Here is a 24,531-nt window from a genome sequence, read left to right on the forward strand (position 1 = left end):
CGCGAAGCCCGACGCACCGAGGAGGCGCCATGCAGCAGCCCACCACCCGGGTCGCGGGCCCGCCCGGCGCCCTGCGCGGTTGGCTGGACGCGCTCGCCGTGGTGCTGGCCGGGTTCGCCGCGATGGCGGCGGTGGCCGCGCTCGGCCTCTGGCTGGCCGGTGCCGACGACCTCCCGGCCGGCGGCTTCCCGTCCGTGCTGGCCGGGACGGTGGCGCTGGCCGTCGGCGGATCCGTCCAACTCGACGGCGGAGCCGGGCAGTTCGCCGTCGTGGGTGCCGGGATCAGCGCCATGCCGCTGTCCGTCTCGCTGGCCGGCGCGGTGGTGATGGCCGAGGTGTTCCTGCGCCAGCTGCGCTTTCGCGCGGTGGCCGGCGGCGGCGAACTGCTCGGCCGGATCGCCAGGACGGTGGTGGTCTGGCTGGTCGCCCTCGTGCTGCTCACCCTCGGCGCCCGGCACACCTTCGTCGTCCCGCTCGGCGGAGACCTGGCGCAGACCATCGGTGGCGCGCTCGGGCTCACCCCCGAAGTCGGCTTCCACGCGGACGCCCTGAGCACGGTCGGCATCGGGCTGGCCTGGCTGCTCGTCGTCCTCGCGGGCACCTTCGCGGTGTCCCGGCGGGCACCGCTGCCGCGCGCCCTGCTGCCCTACCAACTGGCCGTCCGCCCGGCCGCGTTCGCGCTCTGGCTGGTCCTGCTGGCGTATCTGGTGATCGGGCTGGCGGCCGGGGTGCTGACCGCGCTCGTGCACGGTGACGCCCGGCAGACCATGGCCGTGCTGCTGCTCGCGCTGCCCGACCTGGTCTGGCTGGCCTTCGGCGTCGGGCTCGGCGCGCAGTGGCACGGGCGGCTCAGCGGCGCGCTCGGCCTGCCGGTGCCCAAGCCGCTCGCCGAGGTGCTGCGGGCGCCGGACGGGCAGCAGGCCACCATCAGCCTGAGCACCCTCGCCGACCAGGACGCGCGCAGCTGGTGGCTGCTGCCGCTGGCCGCCGTGCTGCTGCTCGCGGCCGGCTTCCTCGCCGCGTACCGCTCGCCGCGCACCGTCCGGCTCTGGCAGCACGCCGTCCGGTTCGCCCTGGCCAGCGCGGTGACGGTGCTGCTGGTCGGGCTCTGGACCAGGGCGGACGCCGACTACGGGCTGTCGGTGCTCGGCGTCGGCGTCGGCCAGGGCGGCCTCGGTGACCTGATCGGCTCCCTCCTCGGTGGCCCCGACCCGCTGGCCGGCTTCGGCAGCGGCAGCCTCACCCTGCGCCCGGTGCTGTGGACGGCCGTCCCGCTGGCGGCGGGCTGGGGCCTGCTGGCCGGCGCCCTGGGCGCCCTGCTGGCCGCCCGCGCCGGCCGCCGGGGCGAGGTCTCCGGGGCGGGGTGACGGCACCAGCGCCCCACTCGGCCGGGCGTCCGGCGGCGCACGCTCAGAACGCCTCGGCGATGAGGATCGCCGCCGCCGGCAGCGCCTGGGCGAGGGCGCCGCGCCAGACCCTCGGTTCCGAGGCGCAGAGGGTGATCCCGCCGAGGAGCATGAACGCGGCGATGTAGGTGATCACGGCGCGGCCGGAGGCGGCGTGCCCGGAGTGCAGCAGGACCAGCCCGGCGACCAGGCCGAGCGCCAGGAACAGGTTGTAGAAGCCGACGTTGAAGCGCCACAGCCGGACCTCCGGGGCGTCCGCCGTGCTGCCGGTGAGCAGGAAGCGCACCCGGGGGTGGCCGTACAGGAAGCTCTCCAGCGGCCACGCGATGAGGTGGACCGCGGCGGCGATCATGGCGAAGACCTGGCTCACGGCGTTCATGGCGGTCGGCTTCCTGGGTGTGGCGGGCGGGCGGACGGCGGTGGACGGTGCGGCGGTCACCACGGCGGCGGGTGGACGACCGGGGCGGCCCAGGCGGGTGGCTCGGGCACGGCGGGCGCCGGGGCGAGCCCGGGGACGACCGCCGGGACGACCCGGGTGGGCGGCCCGCCCCCGCTCCACGGTCCGGGCAGGGCGCTCCGGCCGGGCACGACGGCGGTGGCCGCGCGCAACTCGGCGACGAACTGCAGGCAGCTGGCGTAGCGGTCCTGGGGCGCCTTGGCGAGCGCCCGGGCGACCACCGCCTCGACGGCGGCGGGCAGGTCGGGCCGGTGGTCGCGCAGCGTGGGCGGCGGGTCGTTGAGGTGCGCCCAGAGCAGCGCCAGATCGCTCTCCCGGCGGAACGGCGGGGCGCCCGCGAGCATCTCGAAGACCACGCAGCCGAGGCTGTACTGGTCGCAGCGCCCGTCCAGCGGCCTGCCGGAGATCTGCTCGGGCGCGGCGTAGTCGAGCGTCCCGACGATCTGGCCGACGCTGGTCAGCCCGCTCAGCGAGAGGGACTTCTTGGTGAGGCCGAAGTCCGCCAGGTACAGGTGCTCGGGGTGCTCGCTGTCCGTCCCGGCGGCGACCAGCACGTTGCCGGGCTTGACGTCCCGGTGGACCAGGTCGTGGTCGTGCGCGGCGTCCAGCGCGGAGGCGATCTGCAGGGCCAGCCGGGCGGCCCGCTCGACCGGGAAGGGGCCGCCCCGGTTCATCAGGCCGCGCAGGTCGCCGCCCTCGACGTAGCGCATCGCGATGAACAGGATGCCGTCGTGCTCGCCGGCCTCGAACACCGGGATGATGTGCGGGTGGTCGATCGCGGCGGCGGCCTCGGACTCGTGCATGAAGCGCTGCCGGAACACCTCGTTGCGGGCGAGTTCGGGGGCGAGCAGCTTGACCGCGACGGTCCGGCCGAGCCGCAGGTCCTTCGCCCGGTACACCACGGCCATGCCGCCGCGGCCGATCTCGCGTTCCAGCCGGTAGCCCGCGATCCGTCGCCCGACCATGCCGGCCGGCAGACCGGGGGCGGACGGCCGGTCGGCACGGTCGGGTTGGTCGGCACGGTCGGGGTGGTCGGGGTGGTCGGGACGGTGTTCGGGCACCCGCGCGGCCGGCTGGGCCGCGGGCTGGGCGGTCGGCCGGTCGAGGGGGCGTTCGGGGGGTCGTTCGGACGGGGTCACGGCGTGCCCGGCCGGGTGGGGGAGTACGGACCGGGCGCGGGCCCCGGCGGGGCGGCGGGGGCGGGCGACGGCGTGGGCGACGGCGTGGGGGACGGCCGGTCGGTGGCCGCGTACGTCTGGAGCTGGAGCCCGTCGCAGTAGCACCAGCGGTCGCGCACCGGGTCGAACACCCAGAGCGCCTCGGCGTCCACGACCAGGCCGATCCGCAGGCCGCGGGTCCGCTCCCGGAAGGCCTCCAGGTCCAGGGCGCCCGCCGCGAGGTCCTCCAGCAGGGCCCGGTAGCGGGCCACCGCGGCCTCGGCCTCCACGAGCGCCGGGCGCGGGTCCGCCGTCCGGGCGGGCGGGCCCCCGGCGGCGGGCGGCGGCTCCGGGAGGGCGACCAGCAGGCGGCCGTCGACCCAGGCCGTCCAGCCGTTGGAGCAGAGGATCTGCGCCCAGTCGCCCTGCCGGGCGACCACCCGCACCGGCAGCAGCGCGTCCAGCCGGGTGGCGGGCCGGGCCGGGTCCGGGGCCGCCCAGGTGGCCATCCCGGCCGGTGGGGCGACGTGGGTGGGGCGGAACGCGAACTCGTCCATGGGCGGCTACATTTCCTCCGCCGCGCGAGCCCGCGGCTGCGCGCGGTCATAGCGATGGGACTCGCACCACAGGTCGCTTCCCACTGTACCGGCGCTGGTCGGCCGGGGCCCGGGGCCGCTGTTCGGGACTCAGCGCCGCATGATCGCGGGCTCGTGCCGCCGCAGCAGGGCCAGCACCAGCAGCCCGTACGCGACCGCGAGGCCGGGCAGCACCGCGAGGTCGGACAGCCAGCCGGCGCGTTCGTGGCGGAACATCGGGTCGGCGGTGATCGAGGTCGGGAAGATGCCGTGCAGCTCGACCGTGCGGGCCATCGCGGCCATGCCCCAGCGGGACGGGATCAGCCAGGCGAACTGCTCCAGCCCGGGCACGCCGTGCAGCTTGAGCATCAGGCCGCTGAAGACGATCTGCACCACCGAGAGGAGCACCAGCAGTGGCATGGTGGCCTCCTCCTTGTCCACGATCGCCGAGACCACCAGGCCGAGCATCATCGCCGAGAACGCCAGCAGCGCGACCGCGATGATCAGTTCGGGCAGCTGCGGCATCACCACCCCGGTCGGCACCGCCCAGGAGAGGTTCACCCCGGCCAGGCCGACCACGGTCAGCACGGCGGCCTGGGCGACCGTGACCGTGCCGAGCACCACCACCTTGGAGACCAGGTACGCCGATCTGGACAGTCCGACCACGCGTTCCCGGCGGTAGATCGCCCGCTCCTTGACCACCTCGCGCACCGAGTTGGCGGCGCCGGTCAGCAGGCCGCCGATGCACAGCGTGAGCAGGCAGTTGACGGCGTTGTCCGGGGTGAGCCGGGAGCCGGCCATCACCCGGCACATCAGGCCGATCACGAAGGGCAGCGCCACCATGATGGTGAGGAACAGCCGGTCGGCGGCGAGCACCGCGGTGTACCGGCGCACCAGGGTGCCCAGCTGGGGGAACCAGCCCTGTGGCTTCTCCCGGCCGATCGACTCCCGACCGGCCGACTCCCGCGCGGCCGCCGGTGCCGCCGCCGCCGCGGACCCCGGTGCCGCCGGTGCGTCCGCCGCCCCCGGTGCCGCGGCCGGTGTCAGGGACACCGCCTCGGCGGCGACGTACCGGTCGTACTGCGGGGAGGTGCGGAAGCGGCGCTGCCAGGCCTCGTGGTCCTCGTTCTCGAAGGCCTCGAAGGCCTCCGGCCACTCCGCGAACCCGAAGAACGCCAGCGCCTCGTCCGGCGGGCCGTAGTAGGCCGTCCGGCCGCCGGGGGCGAGCACCAGCAGGCGGTCGCACACGTTCAGGCTCAGCACGCTGTGCGTCACCACGACCACCGTCCGGCCGTCGTCGGCCAGCCCGCGCAGCATGTGCATCACCGAGCGCTCCATGCCCGGATCCAGGCCGGAGGTCGGCTCGTCGAGGAACAGCAGCGAGGGCTTGGTGAGCAGCTCCAGCGCGACGCTGACCCGTTTGCGCTGGCCGCCGGAGAGGCTGCCGATCACCTGGTTGGCCCGACCGGCCAGGCCCAGCTCGTGGACCACCTCGACGACCCGGGCCTCCCGCTCGTGCTTCGCGGTGTCGCCGGGGAAGCGCAGTTCGGCGGCGTAGCCGAGCGCGCGGCGGACGGTGAGCTGGGTGTGCAGGATGTCGTCCTGCGGCACCAGACCGATCCGGCGGCGCAGTTCGGCGTAGTCGCGGTAGAGGTCGCGCCCGTCGTACAGCACGGTGCCCTCGTCGGCGGGGCGCAGCCCGGTGAGCGCGTTGAGCAGGGTGGACTTGCCGGCGCCGCTCGGGCCGGCCACCGCGAGCAGCGCCTTCTCGGCGAGCGGGAAGCTCACGTCGTCCAGCAGCACCCGGTGGTCGGACCCGACCCGGACCACCAGGTGCCGCACGTCCAGGGAGATCTCGCCGGTGTCGGTGTACTCGACCAGGTGGTCGTCGGCGAGGCAGAGCGCGGAGTGGCCGATGCCGACGATGTCGGCCGGGCCGACCGGCGCCCGCTGCACCGGGCGGCCGTTGTGGTACGTGCCGTTGTGGCTGTCCAGGTCGACGATCTCGTGGCCGCCGCCGGGCAGTTCGCGCAGTTCGGCGTGGTGGCGGGAGACCACCAGGTCGTCCAGGACCAGGTCGTTGTCGCGCGAGCGGCCGATCCGGACGGTGCGGCCGAGCAGCTGGAGCACCGAGCTGGGGCTGCGGAAGGTGCCGGAGGCCTGCGGGGCGAGCAGGGAGGGCCGCTCGCCGGGGTCGGGGCGGGGCAGGCCGGCGAAGGTCGCGGACGGGCCGTCGGCCGGGTCGCCGAAGCGCAGCCGGGTGCCGGGGCCGACGTCCTCGTGGTCGACCCGGTGGCCCTGGTCGTAGGTGCCGTTGGTGCTGCCGACGTCCTCCAGCCGCCAGTGCCCGTCGGTGGCCCGCAGCACCGCGTGGTGCCAGGAGACCCGGGGGTCGTCCAGGACGATCTCGCTGGTCGGGTCGCGGCCGAGGTGGTAGGCCAGGGCCGGGTCGATCAGCAGCGACCCGGTGTCGGTGACCAGGACGAGGGGCGGCGCGGTGGGTGCGCCCGGGCGCTCTCCCATGCTGGGCATTCTATCGCCGCCACGCCCCAGCGGCCTTTCCGGATCCCGGGATTGGACTGGACCACTGTGACGGCGCGGCACTATCGTTCGGCGTGCCCGCACGCCACCCGCCGAACAACCGGGGACGGAACGCATGAGCAGTTGGCCGGTGTTGCGAAGATCCCGGACTGTCAGGGCCGGCCGCGCCCCCGGGACGGTGCTGCACTGCGGCCTGATGGACACCATGCTGGCGGACCTCGCCGTCTCGGTCCTGTTCTACTTCGACCGGCCGCTGGACGACGACCGGCTGGCCGCCGGACTGGCCCGCGCGCTGGACCGGGTGCCGGTGTTCGCCGGGCGGCTGCGCACCGGCGGGGGAGGCGCCCTCGAAGCGGTCTGCGACGACTCCGGCGTCCCGCTGGACGTCTACACCGTGGACGGCACGCTCGCCGAGGCGATGGGCCGGGTGACGGCCGCCGGCTCCGCGCTGGTCGATCCGGTGGACGCCCCGGCCGCGCGCGGCGGCGGCGTCCCGCTGCTCACCGTCCGGGTCACCCGCACCGGCGACGGCGGGACGGTGCTGGGCTGCTCCTGGCACCACGCGATCGGCGACCTGCACAGCTTCATGCTGCTGCTGCGGATCTGGTCGGCGGCGGTCGAGGACGAGGAGTTGCCGGAGGCCGAACTGGTCGAGGACCAGGACGCGTTGCTGGACCGGGTGCTCCCGGCCGAGGACTGCGGACGGCCCGGCTTCCGGGTGCCCTCGGCGGCGCAGGCGCAGCTGCTGGCCCGCGAGGTGGCGGTCGGCCCGCGGGCCAACCGGACCGTCCAGATCTACTTCGGGGACGCCGAAGTCGAGCGGATGCGCGCGGAGTTCAGCGTGGCGGCCGGCCGACGGCTCTCCTCCGGCGACGTGCTCTGCGCCCATGTCGTCAGCACGATCAGGGAGTTGGACGGTGACGAGGCGGAGCGCTGGCTGACCGTCCCGGTCAACGCCCGGCGCTGGCTCGGGCTTTCACCCGCCCTGGTGGGCAATCTGCTGGGTGACGTCCACCTGCCGCACCAGCCCGAGGACGGCCCGGCGGCGCTCGCGGGCGCGCTGCGGGCGGCGGTCGAGGAGTTCCCGGCCGCCCACCTCAACCTGCGGTCCAATCTCGGTTTCCTGGCCTCGCTCGGCCGCTCCCGGCTGCGGGACTGCGTGCCGTTGGGCTTCGACCCGCAGGAGCGCCGGTTCAGCTTCTCCAACTGGAGCCGGTTCGGGGCCTATCGGGTGAGCTTCCAGGGGCATCGGCCGGTGTTCTTCAGCCCGGCCGCCAACTATCCGCTGCCCTGGGTGAGTTGGACGGTCGAGGGGTTCGGCGGCGCTGGACACCTGACCACCGTCGTGCTGCCGGCCCGGCTCGCCGCCCGGGTGCGGGGGGCGGAGGGCCGGGCCGCGCTGCACCGGTTCCGGGCGGCGGCGGACGAACTGCCCGCGTCGGCCGCCGCCGTGCCGAAGGTGGTCTGAGGCGCGACCCGTGGTCCGAGCCGCGCCTCGTGGCGGGAGACACGCCCGCGGCGCGAGCCGCACCGCGTGGCACAAGGCGCGAGCCGCACCGCGTGGCACGAGCCGCGCCCCGGCCGTTACGCGAAGGCGGCCTCGATCGCCGTCCACAGCTGCACCCGGGCGCGCAGCGCGGTGCGGACGGTCTCGGCGCACTCGTCCCACTTGGCCTGGTCGTCGCCGCACAGGTCGATCAGCATCTGCATCGCCATCGGGGTGTGCTGCTCGCCGTCCACCTCGATGTGCCGGGCCAGGTAGTCCTTGAAGACGGTGAGCACGCCGTCCGGGTCGTCGATGCCGACCACCTGGGCGAACATGTCCGGGATCAGGTCCTCGCGGCCGAAGGCGAAGGCGGCGGCCCGGCAGTGCACCGGTGCGTTCTCGATGATCGACCAGGTGGTGCCGGTGAAGTCGACGGCGGCCTGCGGCACCGCGGCGGCCTTCAGCGCCTGCGGCACGTCGGTGCCGGCGCCCAGCAGCCCCAGGAACTCCTCGACCGGGCCCGGGTCGGCGCCGGCCTGCCGCATGCCCTCGACGTACAGCTCGAAGTGGCTGGTGTAGCCCTCGCCGAGTTCGTCGCTCTCCTCGACCAGCACGATCTCGTTGATCAGCCGGCGGCTGGCGGTCGGCCCGCTCGGGACCCACGGGACCTCGACGCTGGTGAGGTCGCGCTGCAGGCTCTTCAGCAGCGACATGAAGTCCCAGACCGCGAAGACGTGGCTGTCCAGGAAGGTGCGGACGCGCCCGATGCTGGTCAGCCCGCCGTACACGCCGTGGCCGACCACCTCGCGGCGCAGCGGGTCGATGGCCTGCTGGAGGCTGGTCAGGCCGGGGTGCGAACGGTCCCAGTGGTAGCGGTTGGTGGACAAGGCGACTCCTTCTGTCAGGGGGGTGGTCAGGGGTGCTTGAGGACGGCGTGCAGGGCGTGGCGCAGTTGCTCGCGGCCGGGCTGCAGGGCGCGGTCGAGGGCGGGGGCGAACGGCAGGACGGCGCCGTCGGGGCGGGTGACCCGGCGGGGCGGGGCGATCAGCCGCATCTCCTCGGCGGCGGTGGCCAGCACCTCGGCGGCGAAGCCGCAGCTGCGGTTGGAGTCGTCGTAGACGACCAGCCGGCCGGTGCGTTCGAGCGAGGCGGCGAGCGCGGCCCAGTCCAGGGGGTAGAGCGTGCGGGGGTCGAGGACTTCGACCGAGATGTCCTCGGCGACCTCCTCGGCCACGGCGAGCGCGTCGTGCACCAGGTGCCCGACGGCGACCACGGTCACGTCGGTGCCGGGGCGGTGGATCCGGGCCCGGCCGAGCGGGATCGGCGCGAGGTCCCAGGTGACGGTCTCGCGCACCGGGAGGGCGGCGGCGGGCGCGAACACCACGACCGGGTCCGGGTCGCGGATGGCGGAGCGCAGCAGCCCGTAGGCGTCGGTCGGGGTGGCGGGCACCACGGTCTTCACCCCGGCGTGCGCGAACAGGCTGTAGGGGTGGTCGGAGTGCTGCCCGGCCCAGCCGTCCCGGGAGCCCGAGCCGGGCACCAGGCAGGTCAGCGGGACGCTCGCCTGCCCGCCGCTCATCAGCGAGAACTTGTGGGCCTGGTTGACGAGTTGCTCGAAGACCAGGAACAACAGCGAGGGGATCTGGAACTCCAGCACCGGGCGCCGCCCGGCGAGCGCGGCGCCGATCGCCATGGCGGTGAAGGCCTGCTCGGACAGCGGGGTGTCGACGATCCGTTCGGGCCCGAAGCGGTCCAGCAGGCCGAGCGTCGGGCCGGCCATCCCGGCGCCGATGTCCTCGCCGAAGACGCAGACCGCCGGATCGTCGGCGAGTTCGTCGGCGATCGCCCGGTTGAGGGCCTTGGTGTACGAGAGCCTGGTCATGCCACCGCCCCGGCTCGGGGCCGCAGGCCGTCGGCGTACAGGTGGTCCGACGCGCCGGCCGGGTCGGGGTGTTCGGAGGCGAGGGCGAACTCCTCGGCGGCGGCGAGCTGGCGGGCCACCGCTTCGTCGAGTTCGGCGACGGCGGGCCGCTCCAGTCGGGCGGCGGCCCGGGGGAGCGGGTCGCGGGAGCGCCAGGCCTCGACCTCCTCGGGGGTGCGGTAGTGCAGTTTCATCCGGCGTTCCATGGTGTGGTGGCCCTCGTAGCGGTAGGTGCGGCACTCCAGGAAGCCGGGGCCGCCGCCGGCCCGGGCCCGCTCCACCGCGCGCAGGGCGGCGGCGCGGACGGCCTCGGTGTCCATGCCGTCCACCTCCTCGGCGGGGATGCCGAAGGCGGCCGCCCGCCCGGTCGCGCTGCCTGCGACCGCGGTGGCGGCGGGCAGGGTGGTGGCGTAGCCGTTGTTCTCGCAGACGAACACCACCGGCAGGCGCCACATCGCGGCGAGGTTGAACGACTCCAGCAGCACGCCCTGGTTGAGCGCGCCGTCGCCGAAGAAGGCCACCGCCACCCGGCCGTCCCCGGCCTGCCGGGCGGCCCAGGCGGCGCCGACCGCGATCGGGGCGCCGGCGCCGACGATGCCGTTGGCGCCGAGGATGCCCAGCGAGAGGTCGGCGGCGTGCATCGAGCCGCCCCGGCCGCCGTTCAACCCGTCGACGCGGCCCGCGAGTTCGGCGAGCAGCCGGTGCGGTGCGGCGCCGCGGGCGAGCACGTGGCCGTGGCCGCGGTGGGTGCTGGTGAGCCGGTCGGCGGGGCCGAGCGCCGAGCAGACGCCGACCGCGACGGCCTCCTGCCCGATGTACGGGTGGATGCCGCCGGGGATCGCGCCGGACTTCACCAGGCCGAGCGCCAGTTCCTCGAAGCCGCGGATCAGCCGCAGCATCCGGTAGCGCTCGGCCGGTGTGTCCAGCGGCGCGGTGCCGGGAGACCCGGTGCCGGGAGGCGCGGCCGCCGGAGCGGGGGCGGTCAGGGTGGCGGTCGTGGGAGCGGCGGCTGTGGGAGCGGCGGTCGTGGGAGCGGCGGTCGTCGGGGGAGCCGTCACAGCGCCCCTCGCCAGATGGTCGGGCAGAACTGCGGGTCGGCGTAGTCGGGCCGGCCGTCGGCGGTGCGGCGCACCAGCACGTCGTGGTTGTACACCACCGGGCCGCCGTCCGCCCGGGTGTGGTGGCGGTACTCGTTGGCGCCGTCCTGGAGGTGCAGCGAGACGGCCCGGCGCGGGAAGGAGGCCAGGTTGGGGCCGCTGCCGTGATAGGTGCGGCAGTGGTGGAAGGACATGTGGCCGCGCGGGATGTGCATCGGGACGGTGTGCACCCGCTGCCCGTTGTGGGCGGCGTTGGCGGCCAGGATGTCGTCGAGTTCGGTGCGGTCGCGGTCGGCGAAGTGGCGGGTGGAGTCCTCGCCGGAGTCCAGCTCCCGCCAGCGGTGGCTGCCGTCCACCATGGTGATGGTGCCGTTCTCCTCGCGGCAGTCGTGGAACGGGATGAACGCGGTGAGCATCTGCTCCGAGGTGGAGGTCTGCCAGTAGTGCTTGTCGAAGTGCCAGGGCACCTGGTTGCTCGGCTCCCCGGGCACCGGCGGCTTGTGGATCAGGGTCGCCTGGAACACCCGGATCTCCTCGGCGCCGGCCAGCAGGGCGGCCACCGCGCCGATCAGCGGCTTGCGCAGGATCGCGCCGATGGCGTCGCTCTCGTAGTGCACGTAGTCGTTGTGCCGCTGGATCGGGCCGTGCGAGGGCTCCCAGGCGGCCAGGCGCGGCGGGCGGGCGGGCAGTTCGCGGTCGCGGTGGCCGGTGTAGTAGAGCTCGGTGGCGGCCTGGAGGGTGTCCAGTTCCTCGTCGCTGAACAGCTTCCGGGACAGGTACCAGCCGTGCTCGCGGTAGTGGGCCACCTCCTCGGGCGTGGGCAGCAGGGCGCGTTCGGCCTCGCTGAGGCGGAACTCGGCGACGGTGGTCATGGTGTGTGCCCTTCTTGAACTGTGGGCGGCGGTCAGACGGCGGCGTCGGAGCTCTGCCGCTCGACGGCCTCGTACAGGGCCTTGATGTTCGCGGTGCCGAAGGTGCCCGCGCCCTGGCGTTCGATCAGCTCCAGGAAGTACGTCCGCCGCGGGTGGGTGGAGCGGACGAAGATCTGGAACAGCTGGCCGCCGTGGTCCTGGTCGACCAGCACGTGCAGGTCGCGCAGGGTCTCCACCGGGATGGCCGTCTCGCCGAACCGCTCGGCCAGGGCGTCGAAGTAGGCGCCCGGGGTGCTCAGGAACTCCACGCCGCGGGCCCGGGCGGTCCGGACGGCGGTCGCGATGTCGCGGGTGCGGAAGGCGAGGTGCTGCACCCCGGCGCCGTCGTGGGAGGCCAGGAACTCGTCGATCTGGCCGGGCCGCCGGGTGGTGTCCGGCTCGATCAGGGTGAAGGTGACCTCGCCGGAGGCGCTCTGCACCACGCTGGAGTCCATGGCCTGCCGGCCGACCTCGATGTACTCGCCGAAGATCCGGTGGAAGCCGAGCGCGGCCTCGCAGAACCTTACGGCGTCGGCGAGTTCGCCCGCCGGGACGCAGATCGCGACGTGGTCCAGGGCGTCCAGCAGGCCCGGCTCGTCGGTGGGGTCGGCCGTGCGCAGCGGCACGAACCGCAGGGCGGTGTCGCCGAAGCCGGCGATCAGCCCGCCGGCCCGGTCCAGGACGCGGGCGCCGTGCCGCTCGGCGCGCTCCAGGGCGGCCTGCGGGTCGGTGCAGGCGAGGGCGAGGGCGGCGACGCCGTCCCCGTGCCGGGCGACGAAGCCGGCCACCGGGTGGTCGGGGTCGGCGGCGGAGGCCAGGTGCATCCGGATCGAGCCCTGGCGCAGCCGGATGGTGCGGGCGCCGTCCGGTGCGGTCGCCGGGGCGTCGGCGGTGAAGTCGAAGTCGGCGCAGAGCCCGGCCGCGGTCTTGTCGGCGTCCGCGCAGTGGAACTCGACGTGGGTGATGGACTGGATGGACAACGGGATCTCCCCCGGAGGGATGGAAGGGCGTGGATCGGCGCGCTACCTGGCGGCCCGGGTGGACGCCGGGCCGAGGATCAGGCTGAGGTTGTGGCCGCCGAAGGCGAAGGCGTTGCTCAGCGCGGCGCGCACCGGTGCGGACCGGGCTCCGCCCCGGACGTGGTCCAGGTCGCAGGCCGGGTCGGGGTCGGTCAGGTTGAGGGTCGGCGGCAGCGTCCCCCTCGCCACCGCCAGGGCGGTCACCGCAGCCTCCAACGCGCCTGCGGCGCCGAGGAGATGGCCGGTGGCGCCCTTGGTGGAGCTGACCGCGGGCGGGTGCGCGCCGAAGACGGCGTGCAGGGCGGCGGTCTCGGCCACGTCACCGAGCTTGGTGCCGGTGCCGTGGGCGTTCACGTAGTCGATGTCGCCCGGCGCCAGGCCCGCGTTGGCGAGCGCGGCGCGCATCGCGTCGGCGGCGCCGGAGCCGTCGGGGCGGGGCATGGTCGGGTGGTGGGCGTCGGTGGAGGCGCCCCAGCCGATGACGTCCGCGTACCCGGCGGCGCCGCGGGCGTCGGCGTGTTCGGCGCGTTCCAGGATCAGGACGGCGCTGCCCTCGCCGAGCACGAAGCCGTTGCGGCGGGTGTCGAAGGGCCGGCTGGCCTGCTCCGGATCGTCCCAACCCTGGGCGAGCGCACGGGCGTTGGTGAAGGCGGCGGCGATGGTCGGGTGCAGCGAGGACTCGGTGCCGCCGCACACCACCACGTCCGCGTCGCCGGAGCGGATCAGCCGCAGCCCCTCGGCGACGGCCTGGGCGCCGGCCGCGCAGGCCGTCACCACGGCCGAACTGTAGCCGCGGATCCCGTGCTTGATGGCGATCCGGGCGGTGGCCATGTTGGAGAGCATGCCCGGCAGCAGGTACGGGCTGACGCCGGGGCGGCCGCGCTCCAGCCGGCGGTGCGACTGCTGCTCGAAGGTCTCCAGCCCGCCGCCGCCGGTGGCCAGCACCACGGCGGTGCGGTGCGGGTCGACGTCCCGCCCGACGACCAGGCCGGCGTCGGCGAGCGCGTCGTCGGCGGCGGCGAGGGCGAGCAGCACGAAGCGGTCCACGCAGCGGGTCTCGGTGGGCGGCAGCACCTCGCGGCCGTCCACGGCGGGGGCGATCCCGGCGGCGGGCAGCCAGCCGTGCGCGGCGTGGCCCTCGGGGACGGCGGTCAGCCCGGAGCGCCCGGCGGTGAGCGCGTCGAACACCTCGGCGGGTTTGCGGCCGAGCGGCGAGACCAGGCCGAGGCCGGTGACGACGGCGCCCTCACGGCGGGCGACGACGGCGCCCTCGGGGCCGGTCATCGGGCACCGGCCGCGGCGTCGAGGTAGCGCTGGCGCAGCAGCACCTTGCGGACCTTGCCGGTGGGGCCGAGCGGGATGTCGTCCCCGGAGACGACCAGCACCTGGCGGACGGTCGCGGCGGCGGCCTCGTCCAGGGCGGCGATGACGTCCTTGGTCCGGTCGGCGGCCGGGTCGGCGTCGGCGGCGAGGATCAGCAGCACGTCGGTGACCACGCGCTCGCCGTCCCGGACGGCGACCACCGTGCAGTCCGCCACGTCCGGGCGGGCGGCCAGCACCCGCTCCTCCGACATGGCGGTGAACAGCCGCTTGCCGTCGCCGAGTTCGACCGAGTCGACGGCGCGGTCGACGTGGTAGTAGTAGCCCTCCTCGTCCCGGTACATCAGGTCGCCGGTGAGGAAGCGGCCGCGGATCCGGGTGCGGAAGGTGGTGGCCGAGTCGTTCCAGTAGCCGAGCGCCAGGGTCGGCGAGGAGGTGGCGAGCTCGCCGACCTCGCCGGGGCCGAGCGGCTCGCCGTCCGGGCCGACCACCTCGCAGTCGACGAAGGCGTGCGGGCGCCCGACGCAGCGCCCGTAGCGCTCGGTGCCGGGGCCGTGGGTGATGAAGAAGTGCGAGTGGCCCATCTCGGTGGAGCCCAGGCCGTCCACGAACAGCGAGCCGGGCGTCCGGGTGCGGCCCGCGCGGGTGACGGACTCCCGGCTGCCGGTGGCGATCAGGCGGCGGATGTGCACCTCGTGCGCGCAGTCGCCGGTGTTCCACCACAGGGCGACGGTGGCGAGGTCCCGGGCGGCCAGGTCGTGGTGGGCGAGTTCGGCCCAGGTGGCGGCGAAGCCGATCACCCCGGTGGGTCGCCACTGCTCGACCGCGTCCAGCACCCCGGCGCCGGACTGCCTTGACAGCACGGCGAGTTCGGTGTGCGAGCTGAGTGCGAGGTTGAGCGCGATCAGGGTGGCGGCGTGCGGCGCGGGCAGCGCGCTGAGCATCCGGTCCTGGCCCTGCGGGCGGGGCAGCCGCAGCCGGTGGCGGATCGCCGCGTACAGGCTCGCGTGCGAGTGGACGACGGCCTTGGGCATCCCGGTGGTGCCGGAGGAGTGGGTGATCGCCACCGGGTCGCCGGACCAGTGCCGGTACGGCTCGGGGGTGGTGTCCGGGTCGCCCGCGCCGAGGGTGGAGATCTCGGGCAGCAGCGGCGCGCCGGGGTCGTGGCCGGCCAGCGCGGCCAGGTGCGCGGGGTCGGCGAGGACGCCGACGGCGCCGAGGCGGGCGATGTAGCGGGCGGCCCGCTCGCCGTCCACGTTGGGGTTGAGCAGCGCGGGGATGGCGCCGAGCCGGGTCAGGGCGAGGAAGGCGAGCACGTGGTCGGCGGCGTCGCTCGCGTAGACCACGACCGGGTCGCGCCGGGTGATGCCGAGGGCGTGCAGGGCGGCGGCGCGGGCCCGGACGGCGCGGTCGAGCTCGCGCAGGGTGAGCGGCTGCCAGGCGGGGTGGTCGTCCACCGGGGTGTCGAAGGTCAGCAGCGGTTCGTCGAGGCCGAGGCCGAGTGCGAGCCGGGCGGTCAGGACGTTGCCGGCGCCCACGTCGGGGTCGTCCGCGATCAGGCTGCGGACACTGCGGATGGTCACGGGGTGGATCCCTCCCTCGGGGCCGGAGACGGCCCGGGCGGCTGATCGGTTGGCGTGGGTCGGGCGGCCGCTCGGGCGGCGAAGGGTGTCGGCGGGGTGTCGCGGGCTGTTCGCCGACTGTGGCGGGTTGCCGCCGGGCTGTCGGCGGGTGCGACGGGGTCCGGGTGAGTGACGGGGCCGGGCGCTGGTCTGCCGGGTGTGGCTGCTTCAGGCGTCGGGCCTCGTCCGTGGCTACGGCCGGCGGCGGTCGGACGGTTCAGTCGGTTCCGTCAGTTCCGTCAGTTCCGTCAGTTCGGCCGGTTCGGCCGGTGACCAGGACGGCCACCGCGTGGTCGCCGTGCTCGCCCTGTTCGTCCTCGCCCTGTTCGTCGTCGCCCTGTTCGGCGGCGATGACCAGCACCTGGTCGGCGTCGCCGTCCGCGAGGAGCAGCGCCGCGAGGTCGAGCGCGTCCGCGGGCACCTGTCCGGGTTCGGCGCGGGCCGGGCTGATCGCCACGACGGGGCCGGTCAGGCCCCAGCGGGCGGCGATGTGCCCGAGGACGGCGTTGGGGTTGGACTGGAAGAACAGCAGGGGTGCGGGCCGCCGTCCGGGTTCGGCGCTCCGGTCGATGGCCCGCGCGGTCGCGCGGTCGCCTCCGGTGCTGGCCAGCAGCAGTGCGGTCCGTCCGGGGGCGGGCGGGGCGCCGTGGTGGGCGCGCAGGCAGCGGTCGGCGGTGTCGGCGACCAGCGGGTTGAAGCCGGAGGCGGCGAAGCCGGGCAGCGGTGGTGGCGGGCCGGCCAGGGCGGGGTCGGTCGAGCCGGGGTCGGGTCGGCGGGCCTGGGCGAGGACGCGCAGGCCGGCGGCGATCGGGGCGGGTGTGACGCCGGAGTCCGTGGCGTCGGGGGGTGTGGCATCGGTGGTCATGGTGTGGGTGCCGGGGTACGGGGTCGGCGCCGTCGGACGGCGGGTGGGGGCCGGTGGCCGGTCATGCCGGGGCCACCAGCAGGGCGGTGTTGGCGCCGCCGAAGGCGGAGTTGAGGCTGAGTGCGTAGCGGGGGCGGGCGGCGCGGGGGCCGTCCAGGACGAGGTCCAGGCCGACGTCCGGGTCGGGGCCGAGCCAGCCGGCGTTGACCGGGAGCAGGCCGGTGCCCAACGCGCCGATGGTGACGGCGAGTTCGAGCAGGGCGGAGGCCTCCAGGGCGTGCCCGTGGACGGATTTGCTGGAGCTGACCGGGAGTTCGGCGGTGTGCGCGCCGAAGATCCGGCGCAGCGCGCTCGCCTCGGCCTGGTCGGCGAGGGTGGAGCCGGTGCCGTTGGCGTTGACGTAGCCGACCTCGGCCGGGGAGACGCCCGCGCGGGCGAGCGCGGCCTCGACGGCCCGGGCGACTCCGGCGCCGTCCGGTTCGGGGCGGCACACGTGGTGGGCGTCGCCGGCCCGGCCCCAGCCGGCCAGCCGGGCGAGCACGGCGGCGCCGCGCCGTTCGGCGGCCGGGGCGGCCTCGACCAGCACGGCGGCGGCCGCGTCGCCGAGCAGGGTGCCCGTCCGCCCGGTGCTGAACGGACGCAGCTCGCCGTCCCGGGCCAGGGCACGCCCGGCGTCGAAGACGGCGAACACGCCCGGCTCGACCAGGTGCCCGGCCGCGACCAGGATCCGCTCGTGCCGCCCGGCGGCCACCAGCGCCGCGGCGTCCGCGACGGCGGTCGCGGCCGCCACGCAGGCGCCGGTGTACACCCGGGTGACGCCCGCGGTGCCCCAGGCGGCGCGGACGCCGGCGGCCACCGCGTCGGCGGTGCCCCTGGTCCGTTCGTCGCTGTGCAGGGCGAGCAGGACGGGCGTGTCCGCGCCGTCGACGGCGGTCAGTCCGGCCTGGTGGCAGGCCTGGCCGACGGCGTCGAGCACCGCGCGGGCCAGCGGGAAGGTGTGGGCGAGCGGCACGTCGTCGGGCAGTAGGGCGGCCCGGGTGGTGCGGCGGGCGCTCACGTCGAAGCGGGTGACGGGGCCGAAGGCGGTCTTGCCGTGGGCGGCGGCCTCGGTCAGCGGGCCGAGTCCGCGCCCGGCGGCGCTGAGCACGCCGAGCCCGGTGACCACCGGCCGGCCGCGCGGCCGGTGCGCGGAGGGCGCGCCGGTGGTCATGGCCGGGCGCCCACACGGTCGGCCAGGACGGCCGCGCGCAGCAGTTCGGTGGCGTCGTCGACCGTTCGGACGGCGCCGAAACGGTCGTCGTCGAGGTCCACCTGGATGCCGTAGCGCTGCTCGAACTCGGCTATCAGCCAGGTGAGTTCGAGCGATCCGAGGTCATCTGGCACGGTGTCGGCGGCGCGCTGCCCGAACGCCGCCAGCATCGTGCGGACCTCGGCCCGGTCGGGGAGGGCGGAGCCGCTCACGCCGGGCTGCCGGCGGTGACCGTGGCGGTGGCGGCGGCGATCCGCTTGACGACGTCGGCGGTGAACTCGTCGAGCGTCATCAGTGCCGTGGTCTCCATCTCGTCGAGGTCGAACTTGATCCCGAACTCGTCCTCGACCTGCACCGACAGCTCGGCCAGCGCGAGCGATTCGAGGTCCAGGCCGGCCGGGCCGAGGTCGGTGTCCCCGGTGACCTCGGAGACGTCGTACTGCATCTCGGTGAGCGAGGCGAGGACGAACTCGCGGACGCGGTCCTGCATGGTGTGGGCTCCTTGTCGGGGTGTGTGCGGTGGATCAGCGCGCGGCGGCCGTGGCGGTGGTGCGCAGGGCGGCCGGGTCGCGCAGGAGTTTTCCGGTGGCGGTACGGGGGAGTCGGGGCAGCAGGGCGAGCCGTCGCGGCCGCTTGTAGGCGGCGAGCCGGCGGGCCAGCCCGTCCTGGACGAGGGCGAGGTCGGCGTCGGGCTCGGTGGCCAGGTAGGCCTCGATCGCGCCGTCCTCGAAGACCACCACGGCCTCGCGGACCTCGGGCAGCGCGGTGAGCGCCTGTTCGACCTCGGTGAGGTCGACCTTGAGGCCGCCGATCGAGACCTGCGAGTCCAGCCGGCCGAGGACGGTGACCAGGCCGGTGGCCGGGTCGAGTCCGGCCGCGTCGCGGGTGTGCAGCCAGCCGTCCGACCAGCGGGTCGGGTCGTCCAGCCCCGGGTAGGGCGAGGCCGCCGCGCCGATCCGCAGCTCGCCCGCGACCAGCCGCAGCCGCATCCCGTGGACGGGCTGCTTGGCCGGGTGGAGCGCGCCGGACAGATCGGTGGCGATGACCCCGGTCTCGGTCATCCCGTACATGGTGCCGAGCGGGACGCCGTAGCGGTGGGCGAAGAGCGCGGGCAGGCCGGGGCGGACCAGCTCGCCGGCCACGATCATCCGCCGCAGCCCCGGCAGCGCCGGGGGAGTGACGGCGCCGGCCAGCAGTTCGGCGTGGAAGGGCACCCCGATGACGGTGGTCGGCCGGTCGCCGGCGGCGACCGCGGCGAGGATGCCCGCCGCCGTCATCCGCTCGGGCACGGTGAGCGCGGCACGGGCGTGCAGACTGTTGAGCAGTCCGCCGACCAGGCCGAGCACGTGCACCACGGAGGACAGCAGGACGACCCGCTCGCCCTCGCCGGGGAACTCCGCCAGCCTGCGGTAGCAGTCGAGTTCGCGGAGCAGGTCGGTGGCCGTGCGGGCGATGACCTTGGCCGGACCGGTGGAACCGGAGCTGAGCTGGATCAGCGCGTGCCCGGTGCGGGCCGGGCGTCCGCCCGGCAGTCGGACGGCCACCGGCTCGACCTCGGAGAAGCCGCGCAGGGCCGCCGCGGGCCGGTGGGCGGAGCCTACCAGCACCTGCGGGGCCAGCCGCGCCACCGCCGCGTCGACCTCGTGGTCGGTCAAACGGTGGTCGAGCAGCGCCACTTGGGCGCCGAGCCGCCAGCACGCCAGCAGCACCGCGACGAACGCCACCGAGGGCGGCAGCCGTAGCGCGGCCGTGCCGCCGGGGCCGAGTCCGGCCGCGGCGAGCTGCGCGGCCTGGTCGTCGACCAGGGCGCGCAGGGCGTCCCGGTCGAGTGGTACGCCGAGATGCAGGCACTCCTCGCCTCCAGGACCGGCCAGCAGCAGCCGGTCGACCCAGGCGTCCGGGGCGTCGGCGTGCGGCGGTGAGGAAGGCGGAAGTGAAGAGGGGGAAATGCCGGTCAACACCGCTCCACACAAGTGAGGGGATTTGACATGGACGCCGTTCACAACCAAAACGGTCAATTCCGTTGCCAGACGATTGCACAGACGTTTGGTCAAATCAAGGTCTATACCAATGTGGTTGTTGCTCCTACGCTGCCGAACCGGGGCTGGTCCACGCGTGGCCGCCCGGAATCGAGGATGCCCGTGGGAGAACTCACGTTGGCCGGGATCGAGTGCGCCGCGCGCGCCCAACTTTCCCCGGAAATATGGGACTTCATCGAAGGCGGCAGCGGCACGGAACGCACCGTGGCGGCGAACCGGGAAATGTTCGCACGCTATGCACTGCGCCCGCGCACGATGGTCGACGTCTCCGACTGCTCGCCCGGGCGCACGCTGCTCGGCGCGCCGCTCGGCCTGCCGGTCGGCGTCGCCCCGATGGCCTACCACCGGCTGGTCGACCCGGAGGGCGAGACCGCCACCGCGCGCGCCGCCGGCCGCGCCGGGGCCCTGCTGGTCGCCGGCATGTTCGCCAGCCGCACGCTGGAGGAGATCGCCGCCGCCGCCACCGGCCCGCTCTGGCTCCAGTTGTACTGGCTGCGCGAGCGCGCCGCGCTCGCCGCCCTGGTCGAACGGGCCGAGGCGGCCGGCTACTCCGCGCTCGTCCTGACCGTGGACGCCCCCAGGATCGGCCGCCGCCTGCGCGACCTGCGCAACGGCTTCGCGATCCCGCCTGCCGTCCGCGCCGTCAACCTGGACCAGGCCCTGATGTCCGCCAGCCACCGCGCGACGGACGGGGGATCGGGCATCGCCGAGCACGCCCGCGAACAGTTCGACCCCACCCTGACCTGGGCCGACCTCGACTGGCTGCGCTCCCGCACCCGGTTGCCGCTGGTCCTGAAGGGCATCCTGACGGCCGAGGACGCCCGCCTCGCCGCCGAGCACGGCGCCGACGCCGTCGTGGTCTCCAACCACGGCGGGCGACAACTCGACGGCGCACTGCCCTCCCTGGCCGCACTGCCCGAGGTCGTCGACGCCGTACCCGCCGACCTGCCGGTGCTGCTCGACGGCGGGGTGCGCACCGGCGCCGACATCGCTGTCGCGCTCGCCCTCGGCGCCCGCGCCGTCCTGGTCGGCCGCCCGGTGTTCTGGGGCCTCGCCACCGAGGGGGAGGCCGGTGTGCACCGCGTCCTCGACCTGCTGCGCGAGGAACTGGAGCACACCATGGCCCTGTTGGGCCGCCCCCGGCTCGTTGACCTGGACCGCACGGCCCTCGCCCCCTGGCCCTGCCCGGCCGGCTGAACCGCGCGGCGCCCGCACCGCGTTGTCCGTACTGGATGGAGAACAGCAGATGACCGAACAGGCCCCCGCACCCGAACAGCCCCACACGCCCGAACAGGCCCACACGCCCGAACAGAACACCCCCTTCCCCGGCTGGGACTGGGACGACCCCGACGGCCTCGCCACCCGCCTGGACGCCTTCAGCGAGCAGGTCGCCACCTGCGACCAGCTCGAAGCGCACCCCGGCGGGCTGCCCCGCGACCACGCCGGATTCCGTGAACTCGGCCTCACCGGAATCGAGTTCGCCGCCTTCCGGACCGCCCACCCGGAAGGCCTCGGCACCGACCTCACCACCCTGCGCAGCCCCGGCGCCGCCACCGAACCCGGCACCCTCTACCGGATCGACGGCGACCGCTGGTTCACCCAGCTGGACATCGGCCGGCCGCTGCCCTTCGCCGACGCCAGCGTCGACTGGGTCTACGCCGAGCACCTGATCGAGCACGTCACCATGCCGGTCGCGGTCGGCTGGCTGCGCGAGGCCCGCCGCGTCCTGCGCCCCGGCGGCGTGCTGCGCCTCACCACCCCGGACCTCGCCCGCTACCTGGCTGGCTACGTCAACGGGGACAACTTCCTCGCCAAGCACCGCCGCCGCCTCACCACCCTCGGCTTCGGCCCGCCGATGCCCGCCCGCCCGGCCTTCCTGGTCAACCAGATCTTCCGCTACTACGGGCACCAGTGGATCTACGACCTGGACGAGCTGCGCCACGTCCTCACCCTCGCCGGCTTCGAACCCGAGCGGATCCGCCACTGCGCCTACCGCCAGGGCGCCCGCCCCGACGTCGCCGACCTCGACACCGCGTTCCGCACCGACGAGACCGTCTACGTCGAAGCCGATCGTTAGGCCCTCGGGTTCCTGAGCTCATAGGCCCCTGGACCCTGAGGCCCCTGGACCCTGAGGCCCCTGGACCCTGAGGCCCTCGGGCCCTGAGCCCGCCCGCCGACTCCTCCGCACCGGAACAGCACCGGATCCGCACCGAACGGGACCGCCCATGCCCCTGCACCCCCAGGCCGAGGCCCTGCGCGCCCGGCGCGCGAGCAGCGGCGCACCGCCGCTCTACACCCTCACCCTGGCCGAGGCCCGCGCCGCCGACCTCGCCGACATCCGCGCCGCGGCCGGGAGCCCCGAGCCGGTCGCCGCCGTCGAGGAGCACCGCATCCCCGGCCCGGGCGGCGAACTCGCCCTGCGGCTCTACCGCCCAGAGCCGCCCGGCCGCCGACTTCCGGCCCTGCTCTACCTGTTCGGTGGTGGCTGGGCCCTCGGCTCGCCGGACACCAGCGACGCGATCTGCCGCCGGCTGACCAACACGGTCGGCTGCGTCACCGCCTCCGTCGGCTACCGGCTCGCCCCCGAACACCCCTTCCCCGCAGCCGTCCACGACTGCCGCGCCGCGCTGTACTGGCTCGCCGCACACGCCGGCGACCTCGGCGTCGACCCCGGCCGGCTCGCCGTCGGCGGCGACAGCGCCGGCGGTAACCTCACCGCCGCCCTCACCCTGATCGCCCGCGACGAGGACGGCCCGGCCCTGCGCCACCAGCTGCTCGTCTACCCCAACACCGACCACGCCGCCGACACCCCCTCGCTGCGCGAGCACGACGACCCGCTGCTCTTCAACCGCCGCTCGGTGGCCTGGTACTGGGGCCACTACCTGGCCGACCCCGCCGACGGCGCCCACCCGCATGCCTCCCCGCTGCGCGCCCCCGACCTGGCCGGCCTGCCGCCCGCGACCGTCATCACCGCCGAGTACGACCCGCTGCGCGACGAGGGCGAGCAGTACGCCGAGGCGCTGCGCGCGGCCGGCGTCCCGGTGGAGAGCCGCCGCTACGCCGGCCAGCCGCACGGCTTCTTCGCCATGACCGGCACCCTGGACGCGGCCGCCGACGCCCAGCGCTACGCCGCCGAGCGGCTGCGCGAGGCCCTGCGATGAGCGCGCCCGAGCCCCTGCCCCTGGCCGACCTGCACGCTAGCCTGGCCGATCCGCTGCTGGACGCGATGACCTTCCTCAACGAGGTCACCACCCGCTACCCCGACGCCGTCTCCTTCGCCCCCGGCCGCCCCTACGAGGGCTTCTTCGAACCCGAGGACGTCCCCGCCTATCTGGACACCTACCTCGCCCACCTGGCGGCCCGCGGCCTCGACCGGGCGGCCGTGCGCACCGCGTTGTTCCAGTACGGTCCCACCAAGGGGATCATCGCCGACCTGGTCGCCCGCACCCTCGCCAACGACGAGGGCCTGGCCGTGGCCCCCGAGGCCCTGGTGCTCACCGTCGGCGCCCAGGAGGGCATGCTGCTCACCCTGCGCGCCCTGTGCGCCGGCCCGGACGACGTCCTGCTGGTCAGCTCGCCCTGCTACGTCGGCGTCACCGGCGCCGCCCGGCTGCTGGACCTGACCACCCTCCCGGTCCCCGAGGGCCCGGTCGGCGGCCCCGACCCGGAGGCCGTCCGCGCCGCCGCCCGGGCCGTCCGGGCCGAGGGCCGCCGCCCGCGCGCCCTCTACGTCGTCCCGGACTTCGCCAACCCCTCGGGCACCAGCATGCCCGTCGCCGCCCGCACCCGGCTGCTGGACGCGGCCGCCGCGGAGGGCCTGCTCGTCATCGAGGACAACCCGTACGGCTTCTTCGCCCGTGACCCGGGGGAGCGGCCGACGCTCAAGGCGCTCGACCGCCGCCGTCAGGTGGTCTACCTGGGCTCCTTCGCCAAGACCTGCTTCCCCGGCGCCCGCCTCGGCTACGTCGTGGCCGACCAGGAGGTGGCCGGCCCCGGCGGGCGGCGCACCCTGCTGGCGGACGAACTGGCCAAGCTGAAGAGCATGACGACGGTCAACACGCCCGCGCTCAGCCAGGCCGTCATCGGCGGCATGCTGCTGCGCCACGACTGTCGGCTGCGCGCCGCCAACGCCCGTGCCACGGCCCACTACGCGGCCGGCATGGACACCCTGCTGCGGGAGCTGGAGCGGCACTTCCCGGCCTCCGGGCGGCGCCGCCCGGGCGTGTCCTGGAATCGCCCCGAGGGCGGCTTCTTCGCCGTGCTGACCGTCCCCTTCGCCGCCGACGACGCGGCGATGGAACGCTGCGCCCGCGAGTACGGGGTGCTGTGGACGCCGATGGCGCCGTTCTACCCGGCGGGCGGGGGGGAGCACCGCCTCCGGCTCTCGATCAGTTCACTGACGCAGGATCAGATCATCGACGGTGTCGGAAAGCTGGCGGCGTTCATCGCCTCCTGAACGACGCGCGCGACGATAGGAGGGGCCCGGCTCGCGAGCCGGGCCCCTCCTATCGTGACTTCGATCGAATAGATTGCGAATCCGAGCTGTAGTTTGCGAGCGGCGGCCCGGGGGCCAGTCGAGTCACGCTGAGTAGCGGTCATGTGCTGTCTCTGGCAGTGCTGGGGAGTGTGGCCGTGGTGCTGTGGAACAGGTGGATTCTTCGGCTGGGTCCGATGGGTGCGGTGTGGACGACCTGGTGGTGGCGTACGCGGGTGATGCCGCCGAGTGGGATCGCCTTCGGCTGGCGGATGGCTGGCTGCGTCGCTGGGTCGGTACGTGGTTGGTCTGCGATACGGAGGTTTCGTGGCCGTTGGGGGAGCGGCCATGGCCAGGCCTCGGCTCTGCCAGTCGTTGCGGACCACGTACGG

General features: G+C 75.0%; 22 protein-coding genes. 6 read left to right on the forward strand and 16 right to left on the reverse strand.

Going from position 1 to position 24,531, the window contains the following annotated elements; translation table 11 throughout:
* Positions 1-29: 29 nt before the first annotated feature.
* Positions 30-1,367 carry a streptophobe family protein gene (locus ACIPLC_RS33705; protein WP_400476843.1) on the forward strand — a complete coding sequence of 446 codons (1,338 nt, stop codon included), beginning with the start codon at positions 30-32 and terminating at the stop codon, positions 1,365-1,367.
* A 43-nt stretch (positions 1,368-1,410) separates the two neighbouring features.
* Here ACIPLC_RS33705 and ACIPLC_RS33710 read toward each other — a convergent pair whose 3' ends face one another.
* The 4 genes from ACIPLC_RS33710 to ACIPLC_RS33725 all read right to left on the reverse strand — a co-directional run bounded on the left by ACIPLC_RS33710 (position 1,411) and on the right by ACIPLC_RS33725 (position 6,118).
* The gene (locus ACIPLC_RS33710) at positions 1,411-1,785 is read right to left on the reverse strand and encodes a DUF1304 family protein (protein WP_400476844.1); all 375 of its coding nucleotides are present in this window, start codon (positions 1,783-1,785) and stop codon (positions 1,411-1,413) included.
* A gap of 56 nt (positions 1,786-1,841) precedes the next feature.
* The gene (locus ACIPLC_RS33715; protein WP_400476878.1) at positions 1,842-2,828 is read right to left on the reverse strand and encodes a serine/threonine-protein kinase; all 987 of its coding nucleotides are present in this window, start codon (positions 2,826-2,828) and stop codon (positions 1,842-1,844) included.
* A 170-nt stretch (positions 2,829-2,998) separates the two neighbouring features.
* Positions 2,999-3,577 carry a hypothetical protein gene (locus ACIPLC_RS33720; protein ID WP_400476845.1) on the reverse strand — a complete coding sequence of 193 codons (579 nt, stop codon included), beginning with the start codon at positions 3,575-3,577 and terminating at the stop codon, positions 2,999-3,001.
* Positions 3,578-3,706: 129 nt separating this feature from the next.
* Entirely contained in the window at positions 3,707-6,118 is a 2,412-nt protein-coding gene (locus ACIPLC_RS33725; protein ID WP_400476846.1) for an FHA domain-containing protein, read from the reverse strand.
* Between the two features lie 214 nt (positions 6,119-6,332).
* Between ACIPLC_RS33725 and ACIPLC_RS33730 the strand changes: the two genes are divergently transcribed.
* Positions 6,333-7,604, forward strand: a complete 1,272-nt coding sequence (locus ACIPLC_RS33730; protein ID WP_400476847.1) for an acyltransferase — start codon at positions 6,333-6,335, stop codon at positions 7,602-7,604.
* Between the two features lie 116 nt (positions 7,605-7,720).
* Here ACIPLC_RS33730 and ACIPLC_RS33735 read toward each other — a convergent pair whose 3' ends face one another.
* The 12 genes from ACIPLC_RS33735 to ACIPLC_RS33790 all read right to left on the reverse strand — a co-directional run bounded on the left by ACIPLC_RS33735 (position 7,721) and on the right by ACIPLC_RS33790 (position 19,587).
* Positions 7,721-8,509, reverse strand: coding sequence for a DUF3050 domain-containing protein (locus ACIPLC_RS33735; protein WP_400476848.1), 789 nt, complete (start codon positions 8,507-8,509; stop codon positions 7,721-7,723).
* Positions 8,510-8,535: 26 nt separating this feature from the next.
* Entirely contained in the window at positions 8,536-9,504 is a 969-nt protein-coding gene (locus ACIPLC_RS33740) for an alpha-ketoacid dehydrogenase subunit beta (protein WP_400476849.1), read from the reverse strand.
* Positions 9,501-10,442 (reverse strand): thiamine pyrophosphate-dependent dehydrogenase E1 component subunit alpha, encoded by a 942-nt coding sequence (locus tag ACIPLC_RS33745; protein ID WP_400476879.1) that lies wholly within the window; start codon positions 10,440-10,442, stop codon positions 9,501-9,503. Before ACIPLC_RS33745 ends, ACIPLC_RS33740 begins: the two co-directional genes overlap by 4 nt.
* Positions 10,443-10,597: 155 nt before the next feature.
* Positions 10,598-11,512 (reverse strand): phytanoyl-CoA dioxygenase family protein, encoded by a 915-nt coding sequence (locus ACIPLC_RS33750; protein WP_400476850.1) that lies wholly within the window; start codon positions 11,510-11,512, stop codon positions 10,598-10,600.
* Positions 11,513-11,544: 32 nt separating this feature from the next.
* Positions 11,545-12,531, reverse strand: coding sequence for a 4-hydroxyphenylpyruvate dioxygenase (gene hppD / locus ACIPLC_RS33755; RefSeq protein ID WP_400476851.1), 987 nt, complete (start codon positions 12,529-12,531; stop codon positions 11,545-11,547).
* A 42-nt stretch (positions 12,532-12,573) separates the two neighbouring features.
* A complete protein-coding gene (locus tag ACIPLC_RS33760; RefSeq protein ID WP_400476852.1) occupies positions 12,574-13,854 on the reverse strand; it encodes a beta-ketoacyl-[acyl-carrier-protein] synthase family protein in 1,281 nt (426 codons plus the stop codon).
* Complete coding sequence (locus ACIPLC_RS33765) at positions 13,851-15,473, reverse strand: class I adenylate-forming enzyme family protein (RefSeq protein WP_400476853.1); 1,623 nt, start codon at positions 15,471-15,473, stop codon at positions 13,851-13,853. The genes ACIPLC_RS33760 and ACIPLC_RS33765 overlap by 4 nt, the downstream gene beginning before the upstream one ends.
* Positions 15,474-15,729: 256 nt before the next feature.
* Positions 15,730-16,377 carry a hypothetical protein gene (locus tag ACIPLC_RS33770; RefSeq protein ID WP_400476854.1) on the reverse strand — a complete coding sequence of 216 codons (648 nt, stop codon included), beginning with the start codon at positions 16,375-16,377 and terminating at the stop codon, positions 15,730-15,732.
* A 61-nt stretch (positions 16,378-16,438) separates the two neighbouring features.
* Entirely contained in the window at positions 16,439-17,587 is a 1,149-nt protein-coding gene (locus tag ACIPLC_RS33775; RefSeq protein ID WP_400476855.1) for a beta-ketoacyl synthase N-terminal-like domain-containing protein, read from the reverse strand.
* Positions 17,584-17,838 (reverse strand): acyl carrier protein, encoded by a 255-nt coding sequence (locus tag ACIPLC_RS33780; RefSeq protein ID WP_400476856.1) that lies wholly within the window; start codon positions 17,836-17,838, stop codon positions 17,584-17,586. The genes ACIPLC_RS33775 and ACIPLC_RS33780 overlap by 4 nt, the downstream gene beginning before the upstream one ends.
* Complete coding sequence (locus ACIPLC_RS33785; RefSeq protein WP_400476857.1) at positions 17,835-18,116, reverse strand: phosphopantetheine-binding protein; 282 nt, start codon at positions 18,114-18,116, stop codon at positions 17,835-17,837. Before ACIPLC_RS33785 ends, ACIPLC_RS33780 begins: the two co-directional genes overlap by 4 nt.
* Before the next feature lie 34 nt (positions 18,117-18,150).
* Positions 18,151-19,587: a class I adenylate-forming enzyme family protein gene (locus ACIPLC_RS33790; protein ID WP_400476858.1), complete on the reverse strand. Its 1,437-nt coding sequence runs from the start codon at positions 19,585-19,587 to the stop codon at positions 18,151-18,153.
* Between the two features lie 174 nt (positions 19,588-19,761).
* Here ACIPLC_RS33790 and ACIPLC_RS33795 point away from each other — a divergent pair, with 174 nt between their 5' ends.
* From ACIPLC_RS33795 to ACIPLC_RS33810, 4 genes are all read left to right on the forward strand, one after another.
* Positions 19,762-20,862 carry an alpha-hydroxy acid oxidase gene (locus ACIPLC_RS33795; protein ID WP_400476859.1) on the forward strand — a complete coding sequence of 367 codons (1,101 nt, stop codon included), beginning with the start codon at positions 19,762-19,764 and terminating at the stop codon, positions 20,860-20,862.
* A 49-nt stretch (positions 20,863-20,911) separates the two neighbouring features.
* On the forward strand, positions 20,912-21,742 hold the full coding sequence (locus ACIPLC_RS33800; protein WP_400476860.1) for a class I SAM-dependent methyltransferase: 831 nt from the start codon (positions 20,912-20,914) through the stop codon (positions 21,740-21,742).
* A gap of 148 nt (positions 21,743-21,890) precedes the next feature.
* The gene (locus ACIPLC_RS33805) at positions 21,891-22,826 is read left to right on the forward strand and encodes an alpha/beta hydrolase (RefSeq protein WP_400476861.1); all 936 of its coding nucleotides are present in this window, start codon (positions 21,891-21,893) and stop codon (positions 22,824-22,826) included.
* Positions 22,823-24,121: a PLP-dependent aminotransferase family protein gene (locus ACIPLC_RS33810; RefSeq protein WP_400476862.1), complete on the forward strand. Its 1,299-nt coding sequence runs from the start codon at positions 22,823-22,825 to the stop codon at positions 24,119-24,121. Before ACIPLC_RS33805 ends, ACIPLC_RS33810 begins: the two co-directional genes overlap by 4 nt.
* The last annotated feature ends 410 nt before the right edge of the window (positions 24,122-24,531 follow it).

Source organism: Kitasatospora sp. NPDC086801, from assembly GCF_044745805.1.
GTDB lineage: Bacteria > Actinomycetota > Actinomycetes > Streptomycetales > Streptomycetaceae > Kitasatospora.

Excerpts from the sequence above, each read along its gene's own strand:
- ACIPLC_RS33705 (WP_400476843.1), top strand. The coding sequence starts at position 30 with ATGCAGCAGCCCACCACCCGGGTCGCGGGCCCGCCCGGCGCCCTGCGC.
- ACIPLC_RS33710 (WP_400476844.1), bottom strand. The coding sequence starts at position 1,785 with ATGAACGCCGTGAGCCAGGTCTTCGCCATGATCGCCGCCGCGGTCCAC.
- ACIPLC_RS33715 (WP_400476878.1), bottom strand. The coding sequence starts at position 2,828 with ATGGTCGGGCGACGGATCGCGGGCTACCGGCTGGAACGCGAGATCGGC.
- ACIPLC_RS33720 (WP_400476845.1), bottom strand. The coding sequence starts at position 3,577 with ATGGACGAGTTCGCGTTCCGCCCCACCCACGTCGCCCCACCGGCCGGG.
- ACIPLC_RS33725 (WP_400476846.1), bottom strand. The coding sequence starts at position 6,118 with ATGGGAGAGCGCCCGGGCGCACCCACCGCGCCGCCCCTCGTCCTGGTC.
- ACIPLC_RS33730 (WP_400476847.1), top strand. The coding sequence starts at position 6,333 with ATGGACACCATGCTGGCGGACCTCGCCGTCTCGGTCCTGTTCTACTTC.
- ACIPLC_RS33740 (WP_400476849.1), bottom strand. The coding sequence starts at position 9,504 with ATGACCAGGCTCTCGTACACCAAGGCCCTCAACCGGGCGATCGCCGAC.
- ACIPLC_RS33745 (WP_400476879.1), bottom strand. The coding sequence starts at position 10,442 with ATGCTGCGGCTGATCCGCGGCTTCGAGGAACTGGCGCTCGGCCTGGTG.
- ACIPLC_RS33750 (WP_400476850.1), bottom strand. The coding sequence starts at position 11,512 with ATGACCACCGTCGCCGAGTTCCGCCTCAGCGAGGCCGAACGCGCCCTG.
- ACIPLC_RS33760 (WP_400476852.1), bottom strand. The coding sequence starts at position 13,854 with ATGACCGGCCCCGAGGGCGCCGTCGTCGCCCGCCGTGAGGGCGCCGTC.
- ACIPLC_RS33770 (WP_400476854.1), bottom strand. The coding sequence starts at position 16,377 with ATGACCACCGATGCCACACCCCCCGACGCCACGGACTCCGGCGTCACA.
- ACIPLC_RS33775 (WP_400476855.1), bottom strand. The coding sequence starts at position 17,587 with ATGACCACCGGCGCGCCCTCCGCGCACCGGCCGCGCGGCCGGCCGGTG.
- ACIPLC_RS33785 (WP_400476857.1), bottom strand. The coding sequence starts at position 18,116 with ATGCAGGACCGCGTCCGCGAGTTCGTCCTCGCCTCGCTCACCGAGATG.
- ACIPLC_RS33795 (WP_400476859.1), top strand. The coding sequence starts at position 19,762 with ATGCCCGTGGGAGAACTCACGTTGGCCGGGATCGAGTGCGCCGCGCGC.
- ACIPLC_RS33800 (WP_400476860.1), top strand. The coding sequence starts at position 20,912 with ATGACCGAACAGGCCCCCGCACCCGAACAGCCCCACACGCCCGAACAG.
- ACIPLC_RS33805 (WP_400476861.1), top strand. The coding sequence starts at position 21,891 with ATGCCCCTGCACCCCCAGGCCGAGGCCCTGCGCGCCCGGCGCGCGAGC.
- ACIPLC_RS33810 (WP_400476862.1), top strand. The coding sequence starts at position 22,823 with ATGAGCGCGCCCGAGCCCCTGCCCCTGGCCGACCTGCACGCTAGCCTG.